General features: G+C 54.1%; 9 protein-coding genes and 1 pseudogene. 3 read left to right on the plus strand and 7 right to left on the minus strand.

From position 1 onward, the window contains the following. Window positions 1–388 precede the first annotated feature (388 nt). Together BN873_RS11275 and BN873_RS11280 are read left to right on the plus strand one after the other, a co-directional pair. Window positions 389–2,455, plus strand: coding sequence for a CHASE2 domain-containing protein (locus BN873_RS11275; RefSeq protein WP_082161231.1), 2,067 nt, complete (start codon window positions 389–391; stop codon window positions 2,453–2,455). Continuing rightward, the gene (locus tag BN873_RS11280; protein WP_048673719.1) at window positions 2,452–3,864 is read left to right on the plus strand and encodes a sigma-54-dependent transcriptional regulator; all 1,413 of its coding nucleotides are present in this window, start codon (window positions 2,452–2,454) and stop codon (window positions 3,862–3,864) included. Before BN873_RS11275 ends, BN873_RS11280 begins: the two co-directional genes overlap by 4 nt. 12 nt (window positions 3,865–3,876) lie before the next feature. On the opposite strand, the gene phoU is transcribed toward BN873_RS11280, so the two are convergent. The 5 genes from phoU to BN873_RS11305 all read right to left on the minus strand — a co-directional run bounded on the left by phoU (window position 3,877) and on the right by BN873_RS11305 (window position 9,417). After that, window positions 3,877–4,620, minus strand: a complete 744-nt coding sequence (gene phoU, locus BN873_RS11285; RefSeq protein WP_048673721.1) for a phosphate signaling complex protein PhoU — start codon at window positions 4,618–4,620, stop codon at window positions 3,877–3,879. A 35-nt stretch (window positions 4,621–4,655) separates the two neighbouring features. Next, window positions 4,656–5,546, minus strand: a complete 891-nt coding sequence (gene pstB / locus BN873_RS11290; RefSeq protein ID WP_048673723.1) for a phosphate ABC transporter ATP-binding protein PstB — start codon at window positions 5,544–5,546, stop codon at window positions 4,656–4,658. 57 nt (window positions 5,547–5,603) lie between these two features. Continuing rightward, window positions 5,604–6,920 (minus strand): phosphate ABC transporter permease PstA, encoded by a 1,317-nt coding sequence (pstA, locus tag BN873_RS11295; protein WP_048673725.1) that lies wholly within the window; start codon window positions 6,918–6,920, stop codon window positions 5,604–5,606. Further along, window positions 6,913–8,292, minus strand: a complete 1,380-nt coding sequence (gene pstC / locus BN873_RS11300; RefSeq protein WP_048673727.1) for a phosphate ABC transporter permease subunit PstC — start codon at window positions 8,290–8,292, stop codon at window positions 6,913–6,915. The genes pstA and pstC overlap by 8 nt, the downstream gene beginning before the upstream one ends. Before the next feature lie 81 nt (window positions 8,293–8,373). Then, on the minus strand, window positions 8,374–9,417 hold the full coding sequence (locus tag BN873_RS11305) for a PstS family phosphate ABC transporter substrate-binding protein (protein ID WP_053085316.1): 1,044 nt from the start codon (window positions 9,415–9,417) through the stop codon (window positions 8,374–8,376). 149 nt (window positions 9,418–9,566) lie between these two features. Between BN873_RS11305 and BN873_RS11310 the strand changes: the two genes are divergently transcribed. Beyond that, entirely contained in the window at window positions 9,567–10,412 is an 846-nt protein-coding gene (locus BN873_RS11310) for an SDR family NAD(P)-dependent oxidoreductase (protein WP_048673732.1), read from the plus strand. Window positions 10,413–10,437: 25 nt separating this feature from the next. Here BN873_RS11310 and BN873_RS11315 read toward each other — a convergent pair whose 3' ends face one another. Both BN873_RS11315 and BN873_RS20690 read right to left on the minus strand, forming a co-directional pair. Then, window positions 10,438–12,675, minus strand: coding sequence for a 6-phosphofructokinase (locus tag BN873_RS11315; RefSeq protein WP_048673729.1), 2,238 nt, complete (start codon window positions 12,673–12,675; stop codon window positions 10,438–10,440). Between the two features lie 97 nt (window positions 12,676–12,772). After that, window positions 12,773–12,994: pseudogene (locus BN873_RS20690) on the minus strand (hypothetical protein); the annotation flags it as partial.

A 12,994-nucleotide genomic window follows, 5' to 3' on the forward strand; every position in this document is an offset into this window, starting at 1 on the left:
GGGTCTACAACGGGTTCAGATGTTCGCCTTGGGCGTCGCCGCCGCTAAAGCTGCCTATGCCAGCGATGGATAATGCGAGTTTGTGGGTAATCGGATGCTTTAGGAACACCTGCACGAGCGTAGATTCTTAGCGGCTGACAGCCATATCAGATCATCATAACCGATTGATTGTAAAATATAAAAAGATGTGGGTAATCGGGTGCTCTTAACCAGCGGAAGTCTTTTTTGGGGCACTACAGATTTGGGTTTCTTCTATCCGCATTCTACTGAAGAAATTGTATCCACCTCTTAATGAAGAGGGCTGCTCTTAATCATTTATATCTGAATAAGAATTTTCGGGTAGGCTCTAACTTACGGAATAATTAATAACTATTTTAGGGTATAGAGAATGGCTTTAGTATTTCGTCCGGTGACGAAAGTTTTGTTTATTGCCATTATTTCCGCAGGGCTAACGCTAATTCTTATAAATCTTTCCTTTTTTTCACTGATAGAACTAAAGGGATTAGATCTGCTGTTTGCCTTGCGGGGTATCTCATCTCCGCCTAGTCAAATTGTCATTGTCGCTATCGATGAGCCATCCATGGCCGAAATTCAGCGCCAATGGCCTTGGCCGCGAGGTATGCACGCCCATTTAATCCAGCAGATCAACAAAGCAGGTGCCAAGGTGATTGGGTTTGATGTGCTCTTTGCGGAACCGTCCAATCCTGAGGAAGATTTAGCTTTGGAGAGTGCTCTACGCAGTGCTGGGAATGTCGTGTTAGTTAGTGCTCTCTCTGTTGTCAATGATCCTCTATTTCGGCTTACGACTCGAGTCGATCCATTGCCAACCCTGATGAAGGTTGCTGGAGTCGGTAGCCCAATGATCACGATTGACGGAGATGGTGTGGTGCGCCGCTCCCGGCTGCTTTATCCTGGGATGTCGTCTTTCGCTTTACAGATCGTTGGCAAATACCTGTCTGTGCCTGAGCGCAAAACCCTTAGTAAGCTTGATTTTTCAAAGGATCTATTAATCAACTATCTAGGCCCTTCGCGTACGATAACGACGGTCTCTTATTATCAGGCACTGGATTATGAACGCTTGTTGCCGCCAGGTATTTTTCAAGACAAAATCATTTTAATCGGCCGCTCACTGGAAACCATTCCAGAATCCCAAAATTTGTCTGGTGACACATTTTTTACGCCCTTTTCCTGGATATCGGGTAGTGCTACATCAGGAGTCGAGATTCAAGCGACGCTCATCAGTAATTTATTACAGGGGCCTTTTATTACTGAATTGAGTAAGCCAACGCAGATGGTATTGCTTGGTGTTTTAATATTAGTTGCCAGCCTTATGTTGATAAAGCTAAAACCCCTGATAGCGATGTTGGTGATTGGATTATTCTCTGGTTTATTTTTGTTAATTGCTTACTTAGTTTTTAATAAATTGATGCTATGGATACCTATTAGTGCAGGAATGGTGGGGCTTAGTTTGGTTTATGGGAGTTATCTATTAATTCATACCCTAATGGTGGAGGAAGAGCGTCGGCGCTTTCTGGAAATGGCGAATCGTGATTTGGAAGCTAAAGTTGAGGAACGCACGGAAGAGCTTTCTAGTGTGAACCGGGAACTAACCAACCGGCATCAGCAACTTGAGGAAGCCTATAACACCTTGACCCATACTCAACAACAACTGGTTCATTCTGAAAAAATGGCTTCATTAGGATTTCTGGTGGCTGGTGTCGCCCATGAATTGAATAACCCAATTAGCATTGTTCATAGTAATTTAGAGTTTATCGATGAATATTTAGAGGAACTGATCCAAATTATTTTGGCTTATTCAAGCTCGAAACCTTTAGAAAATCTGCGCCGCCAAGGCGATGAAAAAAAAGATAGCGCTGAATTTAACGCACTTGTCACAACCTTGCGAGAGCTGGTAGACAGTTGCAGGATTGGAGCTGACAGAGTAAAACAGATAGTCTTGGATCTACGGACGTTTTCTCGAACTGATGATGTGGGTTTGGTGATGACAAATTTACAAAACGGTATCGAGTCAACGCTTAATTTATTGACACGACAGTACAAGGATCGAATTGTCGTGCATCGAAACTATGGTTATCTGCCAGACGTTGAATGTTATCCTGGGCAAATCAATCAAGTCTTTATGAATTTATTACAAAACGCGGCACAGGCGATAACCGATAAAGGGGATGTTTGGGTCGAAACGGAATCTTTAGAGGGTTGGGTGAAAATTATTATCAGAGATAACGGTGTTGGCATTGCAGCCAAAGATCTCGATAGCATCTTTGACCCATTTTATACCACAAAGCCTGTCGGGGAAGGGACTGGGCTGGGCCTTAGCATCACCTATGGTATTGTCCAAAAGCACGGCGGCAAGATTTCAGTAACCAGTGAATTGTATGCTGGAACGCAATTTACCTTAGAGCTACCTGTTCGACTTAATCGGAAAGACCTATGAGCCGCCATAACTTGCTTTTAGTGGACGACGAGAAAGAGATTCTTCAGACGTTAACGCTGACTTTCAAAAATGAGTATGAGATTTTTACCGCCCGTAGTGGGTTGGAGGCACTGGATATTTTAGAAAAAAAGGATATTGCACTGATTGTTTCTGACCAGCGGATGCCCGATATGACGGGTGTCGAGTTGTTGCAGAAAGCGATTACCATCAATCCTGATACAATCCGCATTATTCTAACAGGTTATACGGATACCGCAGCGCTGATAGAAGCGATTAATAAGGGGCATATTTACCAATATGTCACCAAGCCCTGGGATCGCCAAGACTTGAAGGTGCTTGTTAAGCGAGCTTTGGAAAACTATGAGTTGATCAGAGAGAATCAACGGTTAGTGAAAGAACTCCAAGCCGCCAATGACCGGTTGCACGACGAAAATACACTGATCAGGAAAGCACTGAAGAGCGAGATGCAAGCTGACGATATCATTGGCCAAAGTCCGGCGATGCAGCACGTTTTTGAATTGGTGGCCAAGGTGATTGATACCTCGGTGGCGGTTTTATTGACCGGAGAAACCGGGACAGGAAAAACGCTGCTGGCCCGCTATATTCACTACCATGGGCCACGGAAAGATAAGTTATTTGTGGAGCAAAATTGTGGGGCACTCACCGAGTCGCTACTGGAAAGCGAGCTGTTTGGCCATAAGCGAGGGGCCTTCACCGGTGCGGTAAAAGACCATAAAGGTTTGTTTGAGGCTGCGGATGGAGGAACGGTCTTTCTCGATGAAATCAGCGAGATGAGTCCCTTATTACAGGTCAAGCTTTTGCAGGTCCTGCAAGAAGGACGATTCCGCCGGGTTGGTGATACCGCCTATCGAGAAGTTGATGTGAGAATTATTTCCGCTACCAATAAAAATTTGGATATTGAGATTCAAAACAATCGGTTTCGGTCTGATCTTTATTATCGGATTAATGTGTTTCCGATCCATGTCCCTCCGTTGCGGGAACGTCTGGAAGATATTCCTTTATTGGCTGAGCATTGTCTGAAAAAGCACAGCAGACGCTTCTTAAGCTCGGTCAATCGCTTTAGCCAAGAGGCGCTTGCCGAATTGTGTCACTACCATTTTCCCGGTAACGTGCGCGAGCTGGAGAATCTGATCGAACGGGCGGTGCTTTTGAACGCCAAATCTTCCGCAATTGAAATCGGTAATTGGTTGCCGCAGCCCTCTTTTAATCCGGTGCCGGGAACCCGCATGGAGCACATCGAGCGCGCTGAAATTATTCGCTTGCTTGAGTGCCATAATGGTAAAACCAGCTTGGTGGCCAGAGATATGGGCATGAGTCGAACAACCTTATGGCGGCGACTCAAGTACTATGGCCTGCAAGCAGGTGATGAGCCGAGTATGGCGGAGTAGGGCGACCGGCCGCTATTCCTTCACCGCTTCGTTATGCGCTAAAGTCGAGGCGGCGTCCATGTCGATGTTGCGGCGCTGCTGGATATTCCTGCCTTCCACCAAATAAACGATATGCTCGGCGATGTTGGTGCAATGATCGCCGATCCGTTCCAGCGCCTTGATAATGAAGACAACATTGATAGCGTGGCCGATGGTCCGTGAATCCTCCATCATATACGTGATTAAGCGCCGCAGCGCGGATTGGAATTCCTGATCCAACTCATCATCGTTGTGAATAATGGTCAGTGCTTTCTCAATATCCAGTCGGGCTAAGGCATCAAGGCAATCGCGTAGCATCCGGCTTGCCAATTCCGCCATCGGCCGCACGTCGCGTAATAGCTTGGCGCTGGGTTGGCTACTCACACCCTCATACATCTGCAAGGTCATGCGGGCGATTTTCTTGGCACTGTCGCCGATCCGTTCCAGATCGGTGACGGAATTGGCCAGCGACATGATCATCCGCAGATCGCTGCCGAGGGGTTGGCGCAGGGCGATGATGCTCACGCAATCTTCATCAGCCTTTACCTGGAGGCCGTTGATGATCCGGTCACGGGCGATCACTTCGCGCGCGGCGTTGGAGTCTTCCTGATCCAGTGCAGCGACAGCGGATTGGATCTGGTCCTCGACCAAGCCGCCCATCTCCAGCACCATGTTGCGCAGATTGGCGAGCTGGATATCGAACTGCTTGACGGTATGCGCTTCTTGGCTGATCGCCATGGCGGGAGTCTCCAGTAATTGGCGGGCTATCGGCCTCAGCCGAAACGGCCCGTGATGTAGTCTTCGGTCAGTTTGTGGCGCGGATTGGTAAAAATCTGATCGGTATCACCGATTTCGATCAGATCGCCCAAATGGAAGTATGCGGTGCGCTGCGAGACGCGAGCGGCCTGTTGCATGGAGTGGGTGACGATGACGATGGTGTAATTTTCTCGCAATTCGTCAATCAGTTCCTCGATCTTGGCGGTGGCGATGGGATCGAGCGCCGAACAGGGTTCGTCCATCAGAATGACTTCGGGATTAACCGCGATGGCGCGGGCGATGCACAGTCGCTGCTGTTGGCCACCCGATAGGCTGGTGCCCGGCTCCTGCATCCGCTTTTCGACTTCCTTGATCAGTCCGGCCCGCTCCAGGCTGTCATGTACCAGTTCATCCAGCTCCGCTTTGGTATTGACCATGCCGTGAATGCGCGGCCCGTAGGCGATGTTCTCGTAAATGGACTTAGGGAACGGATTAGGTTTTTGAAACACCATGCCCACCCGTGCCCGCAGTTGCACCACGTCGATTTCCTTGGCGTAGATATCTTCATTATCGAGCATGATTTGCCCGGTGACTCGACACGATGCGATGGTGTCATTCATCCGGTTAAGGCAACGCAGAAAGGTCGATTTGCCACAACCGGAGGGGCCAATGAAGGCGATCACTTCGTTGGCGCCGATATCGAGGCCGACCTTTTTAATGGCCTGTTTGGCGCCGTAAAAGACATCGACATCCCGGCAGACCATTTTGGGATTATCCACCGTGATCTTGCCGACGGTTTGCCGATTGTTGTAATCGGTCACTTCCACGCTGGATTTGTGGCGCGGGGCCGTGCTGGCTTGTAAAGCCTGATCCAGAGCGGTCTGAGTTTCGAGAACGGTCGTACTCATGCGGCGGTCATCCTGTGCTAAAAAGTGAACGCAATCGGGTGTTATAGGCTCGGCAATTTACCAGCGCCGCTCGAAGCGCTTGCGCAAGAGAATCGCCAATCCGTTCATCAGGATCATGAAAGCCAACAGCACCATGATCGCCGCCGAAGTCCGCTCGACGAACGCGCGTTCGGGCAGATCGGACCAGAGATAGATTTGTACCGGCAGCACCGTGGCGGGGTCGAGGAAATTCTTGGGCACATCCACGATAAAAGCGACCATCCCGATCATCAAGAGCGGTGCGGATTCGCCCAGAGCACGGGCCATACCGATGATCGAACCGGTCAACATGCCGGGCATGGCCAGTGGCAAGACATGATGGCCGACCATTTGTAACTTGGAGGCCCCCATGCCGAGTGCCGCTTCGCGGATCGATGGGGGTACCGAGGTGAGAGCGGCGCGGCCAGCGATGATGATGACCGGCAGGGTCATCAAACTGAGCACCAGGCCGCCGACCAAGGGTGCGGAACGCGGCAGGCCGAAGAAGTTGATGAAGACCGCCAAGCCGAGCAGGCCGAACACAATAGACGGGACGGCAGCCAGATTGTTGATATTCACTTCAATGATATCGGTCCAGCGATTTTTGGGCGCGAACTCTTCCAGATACACCGCCGTCGCTACTCCGATGGGAAAGGACAGCAGAAACGTGACCAGCAGCGTGAAAAAAGACCCCATCAGCGCACCGCGAATCCCCGCTTGCTCCGGCTCGCGGGAATCACCACTCTGAAACAGCACGGCATTGAATTGCTTCTCGATTTTGCCGCTCGTTTTTAGCTTGTCAAGCCATTCAATTTGATTGTCTTTGATCGGTCGTTCCGCTTCGGGGAGTGTGCGGTCGATGTTGCCTTTGAAGAAGGTATCGACGGCTGCCGAGGCCAGCAGCCAGACCTCCTGCGTGGAGCCGAGCAATTCCGGCTGGTCCTGAATACGGCGTTGCAACTCGTAAGCGGCATCGGAACTGATCAGTCCACCGAGCGCCCGCAAGGGTAAGCGGCCCTCGACATGAGGAAATAACTGTCGCATCCCAGCACGGACCAGGGTCGCATAATCGGCGTTGGCTAGCGCTTGCGGATCACGAGCGCCTTGCGGATCGAGCACGGTGCTATCAAACGTAATCGGCACCTGGATATAGGTTTGCCAAAATGCGGGCAGGCCCTTACTGATGATATTGCCGAACATCAGCACGACGAAGGCCAGGCCGAGCGTGATGGCGACCAGCCCATAGCCACGAAAACGCCGTTCGGCGGCGCGACGGCGCGCGAGGTTTTGATGAACGATGGCTTTGATATTGCGGCTGGGCGGCGGGGTCGCGCTGCCCGTAGCTGGCTTATTCATACTGTTCCCGGTATTTGCGCACCACCCGCAGGGCGATGATGTTGAGGATCAACGTCACCACAAACAACACCAGACCCAGCGCAAAGGCGGCCAAAGTCTTGGGGCTATCGAACTCCTGATCGCCGGTCAATAGGGTGACAATCTGCACCGTCACGGTAGTAACCGCTTCCAGTGGATTAGCGGTTAAGTTGGCGGATAGACCAGCGGCCATCACCACGATCATGGTTTCGCCGATGGCGCGCGAGACGGCCAGCAAAATGCTACCGACAATGCCGGGTAGCGCAGCGGGCAACAACACGCGCGTGATGGTCTCCGATTTGGTCGCCCCCAGTGCGTAGGAGCCGTCGCGCATGGATTGCGGGACCGCGTTGATCACATCATCGGACAGCGAAGAGACAAAGGGAATGATCATAATGCCCATCACCAAGCCGGCGGCGAGCGCGCTTTCCGATGCGACATGCAGGCCCAACGCGGTACCGATCTCACGAATCAGCGGTGCGACGGTTAGGGCGGCGAAGAAGCCGTAGACCACCGTCGGAATGCCAGCCAGGATCTCCAGCGCTGGTTTGGCGAAGGCGCGAAATTTCGGGGTAGCGTATTCCGACAGATACAAAGCCGACATCAAGCCGATGGGCACGGCGACCAGCATGGCGATGCCCGAAATCAGCAACGTGCCACCAAACAACGGGACCGCGCCAAAGGCCCCGGAGGAACCGATCTGATCGGCGCGCAAGGCGGTTTGCGGACTCCACTGCAAGCCAAAGAGAAATTCGCTGACCGGTACTTGACGGAAAAATAACAACGACTCGAATACCACCGAGAGAATAATGCCGATGGTGGTAAAGATAGCCACGGTCGAACTGGCGATCAGGAAGATTGTGACTACGCTCTCGACACTGTTGCGGGCGCGCAAGGTGGGAGCAATGCGGCGCCAGGCGTAAGCGATTCCACCCATAGCGATGCTTAAAGCCACCACCCACAGCGCGGCATTGCCGATCAGGCGCAAGTTTTGGTAGCGCTCGGCAGCGGCTTGCATGGCCGGATCGGTGGTGCTGGAGACGAAGTGACCGCTCACCAGATTTTTAAGATTATTGACGACCAGATTTAGCTGATCTGGCGGTAAATCGCGTAGCTCGGTTGGTAGGTCCGCGACCACCAGGTTAGTCAGGATATCCGGTTGCAGGGCAGCCCACAGGGCCAGAACGGCCAGCGCGGGCAAGCCACACCACAGTGCGGTATAAGAACCATAGAAACTGGGTAGGGAATGCAGGTTGCGGATCTGGCCACCGGCAACTGTCAATGCCCGTTTGCGGCCCAGATAGTACGCAACCGCACTCAGCAAGATGAGCGCCAAGAGGAGAAAAAACTGCATGAAGTCTCCGCTACGACACGAAGCACTGGCCGCGCTGCATCTTCTCAGCGACGGGCAGTGCCTCGGTACGATCTGACTTAATTAAGGGGCCATGACTTTCAGAGCATTGGCATCCATCGCGACCTGTTTGCGCTTAGCGTTCGGCAGCGGGATCAAGCCTTTGCGGGCCAGATAACCCTCGTCACCCATCGCCTTTTCGCTGGTGAATTCAGCGATAAACTCCTTAATGCCGGGAATAACCCCAACATGGGCTTTTTTGGCGTAGACAAACAGCGGGCGCGATACCGGATATTTGCCATCAGCAATGGTTTCGAAGCTGGGCGCCACGCCGTTGATGGTCTCACCCTGGATCTTGTCCAGATTCTCTTCCAGGAAGCTGTAGCCGAAGATTCCCAGAGCATTCGGGTTGGCCACCAGTTTATTGACGATCAGATTGTCGTTTTCACCGGCTTCGATGAAAACACCATCTTCTCGAATGGTCTGGCAGGTGGCTTTAGCTTTTTTCTCATCGGCTTTTTCCAGATCCTTAATAGCCGGAAACTCCTTACAGCCGTGATCCATCACCAGCTCGACAAACGCATCGCGGGTGCCGGATGTTGGCGGTGGCCCTAACACTTCGATCTTGTTGGCTGGCAGCGCGGCATTGATGTCTTTCCAGGTCTTGAAATTATTCATCACCAGTTTGCCAGTCGCAGGATCGGGCACTTCCTTGGCCAGCGCCAACCAGAGATCCTTGATGGTCAGGGGCATGGGCTTGTTCTTTTTGCTCGAAGCCAGCACGATGCCGTCAAAGCCGATATTGATTTCCACGATCTCGGTCACGCCGTTCTTGGCGCAGGTTTCGATCTCGGATTTTTTGATAGCGCGCGAGGCGTTGCTGATATCGGGGTGCTGGACGCCGACGCCACCGCAAAACAGCTTGAAGCCGCCGCCAGTACCGGTGGATTCGACTTTCGGGGTCTTGAAGTTGGCGTTGGCTTTGCCGAATTGCTCGGCCACCGCTGTCGTGAAAGGATAGACCGTGGAGGAACCCACGATGCTGATGTAGTCACGGGCCGACTGGCCATAAGCCGTGGCGGTCAGGATAGTGGCTGCCACCGCGAGCGCGAGTTTGTGTTTGATCACGAAAAGCCTCCAATAAAGGGTTGTTACCGATAGAAAAAATGCTGATCACTGGCCGGTTTTTCCCGCCGGTTTAGTGACCCTTCACTAACGGTACAGTAGGATGGCGGCTTTTATATTACATTTATATGACAGTTTTATTGCACTGCGAAATGGATAAGAAAAGTATTTTGATTACCGGGTGTTCGACGGGTATCGGCGAGTGTGTTGCTTATGGTTTGCAAGGCCGGGGTTGGCGGGTGTTCGCAACGGCGCGGCGTGCGGCTGATGTGGCACGCCTCCAAGCGGCCGGTTTGGAAAGCTTGCGGTTGGATCTGGCCGATTCCGCCTCGATCCAGGCAGCCGTCGCTGAGGTGCTGGCCCGTACCGGCGGACGTCTGGAGGCGTTGCTGAATAATGGAGCCTATGGTCAGCCCGGTGCGGTGGAGGATTTGAGTCGGGAGGCGCTGCGGGAGCAATTCGAAACCAATCTGTTCGGTACGCAGGAATTGACCAATTTGCTTCTTCCCGTCATGCGCCAACACGGGGCCGGGCGGATTGTTTATATCAGTTCGGTGTTGGGGTTGGTCGCGTTCCCGTATCGTGGCGCTTATGTCGCCAGTAAGTTTGCCTTGGAAGGTTTGGCCGATACCCTGCGGTTGGAACTGTGCGGCAGCGGCATTGCCGTTTGCCTGATCGAGCCGGGGCCGATTCTGAGCCGGTTTCGCGATAACGCGTATCGGGCCTATCAGCGGCATATCCGCGCGGAAACCAGCTCGCATCGGGACAAGTACGTTGCCATGGAGGCACGGCTGACTAAGGTAGGGCCGGCGGCGCCATTTACCCTGCCGCCGGAAGCGGTGCTGAAGCGGGTGATTCACGCGCTGGAAAGCCCCCGGCCCCGCACCCGCTATCCGGTGACTGTGCCGACCTATCTGTTTGGCGTGCTCCGACGGCTGCTCCCGACCCGCGCGCTGGATGTCATTCTGCGACGGGCCGGTGGCGAAGGACGGCGCTAGGCGTTCACGCTGTTGGCTGTGAATCCTAAACCTCTTGCTCCGGCGAGGCGGTCGATTCTGCCAGCGCTTGCACCAATGGCCGCAGCGCCAGCCACCATTGCTCCTTGGGGCGACGGTAAGTCCAGTCCACCATATCCGGCATCTGTTTGAGCGGGAAAATCGTGACCTTGCCCTCGGATAAACCCATAAACGCGCTTTCGGTCGATTTTGCTTCCAAGGCTTGGGACAGATAATCAATGCAACGTGCAGCCAGCCGGCTTGCCAGAATGCGATCAAAAGGAGACGGATTGCCGCCCTGCTGGATGTGCCCTAGCACCGCCTGGCGCACATCGAAGCAACCGTGGCTTTCCTCCTCGAACAGCCGGCTCAGGAAATCCACGGTATAACGCGGGTTGGCGCGCTCGCTACGGATGGCCAGATAGAGTCGCCGTCCACCGCGAAAGCTCTCGACCATACTTTCGACATCGGCCTGCAAGCCTTTGAGTGTAATCCCTTCTTCGTGTAGATAAACGCGCTCGGCGCCGCCCGCCAAACCGCTCATCAGCGCCAGATAACCGCAGAAACGACCCATGGTTTCCACCACAAAGCAGCGCCGCGCCGCCGTAGCCGACTGCTTAATTCGGTCGAGCGCCTCCACAATGACGTTGAGAGCGGTATCAGCACCAATGCTCAGCTCTGAACCAGGCAAATTATTGTCGATACTGGCCGGCAGACAGATCATCGGAATCTTAAAGGCCGGATACCGCTCTCGCTCCCGGTACAATTCATAAATAGCTTTATAAGCCGCCCAGCCGCCGATAATCAGCAGGGCGTCGATGCGTTGGGTCTCCAGTGACCGACCCACCGAGTAGAACTGCTCAAGCGTTGGAATTTGCCGATTGGTGCCCAGCTCGGCGCCGCCGAGGGCCGACCAACCTTCAACATCGCCCCAACGCAATTCCTCAATGCGCCCGTCAATCAAACCCTGAAACCCGCCGCGAATACCGAGCATGACATGACCGCGATCCAGACCAAGACGCACGGCGGCGCGCACGGCAGGATTCATCCCGGGCGCTAATCCCCCGGCGTGCAGGATCGCCAAGCGCCGTGGTTGAGCCGGTAGGGCCACGCTGGGCATGGCTTCCGCCATCAACTTGAACATCTTAAACATTTCGGTGAAGCTGCTGCCGCGTAGCGCCATCGCGTCGGCGTACTCCTTGGCGGCGATCTTCTGGGCGACGCTGTGGGTTTGTTTAACGCATTGCATCAATGGTGCCCGGTCGATGCGGTTATAACGGATACCGATCATCTGCGGCTCAGTTTCGGGCGTGGCTGCCAGCATTTCCTGAACCGCAGCATAACCCAGCAAGGTGCTCATCCAGCGGTCGAAGGCACTGGGCGTGCCACCACGCTGGACATGGCCCAGGATGGTGACGCGGGTATCTTCCCCCAGCCGCTCTTCCAGCACCTGGCGTACATGATCCGCACTGATCGGTTTGCCCTGGCGATCACAGGCGCCCTCGGCAACCACCACGATACTGTCGCGGCGGCCTGACGTGCGGCCGTGGCGCAGCAACTCACACATTTGCGCCTCCCAATCCTCTGGCGGCGGGTTCTCTGGAATCAACACGTAATCGGTACCGCCAGCGATGGCACTCATCAGGGCAAGATAGCCGCAGTGGCGGCCCATCACTTCCACTACGAAACTGCGTTGATGGCTGGCCGCCGTGCTGGTGATGGCGTCGATGGCTTCGATGATCCGATACAACGCAGAATCGGCACCGATAGTCATATCAGTGCCCACCATGTCGTTATCAATGGAGCCGACCAGGCCAGCGATCATCAAGGCCGGATGCTGTTCAGCGGTTGCGGAATCGATTTCGCCGTTGCGGACCAGTTCCGCCACCAGCTCCGGCCATTCACGGCGGAAGAGATCGGCGCCGGTCAGGCTGCCATCGCCGCCGATGATCACCAGCCGGTCGATGCCGTGCTGAAGCAGGTTGCGGGCCGCACGCAGGCGGCCGGGGCGCTCGCGGAATTCGGCGCTGCGGGCGGTGCCGATGACGGTGCCGCCTCGGTGCAGAATGCTGCCGACATCATCCCAGGCCAGCGGTCGGATGCGATCTCCGCCCTCAACCATCCCCTGATAGCCTTCATAAATCGCGTAAACACCGGCTTTGAAATGCAGCGCCGAGCGAACAACAGCCCTGACCGCCGCATTCATACCCTGAGCGTCGCCGCCACTGGTCAGAACGCCGATACGCTTTTGAACCGAGCTGGCCATGATGTGCGTTTCCCCTGCTGGATGAGATAGCAAAAGCTTAATTCATATCCGCGACAAATCCGTGTCAACGGGTCGGTTTTATGCCAGGGCAATCGCGCTATGGGGTAGCGGGCTTGGGCCGGCCGATGAGCAAGCGTAAGCGGTACTCATCGTTGAGTGCGGCGCGGAGTTTGCGTCGACGGATGCTGTCGCGCGGAGGGCCGTTGTGGCGCAGCACGTTTAGAGGATATCCGACACAAGATTTGCTTTTCAAACGGTCTCCAACTTTCTGGAGACAATCAGGGCGCAGGCCAAATGAATCATCGCCAAGTAATTCTGT

The organism is Candidatus Competibacter denitrificans Run_A_D11, from assembly GCF_001051235.1.
Taxonomy (GTDB): domain Bacteria; phylum Pseudomonadota; class Gammaproteobacteria; order Competibacterales; family Competibacteraceae; genus Competibacter_A; species Competibacter_A denitrificans.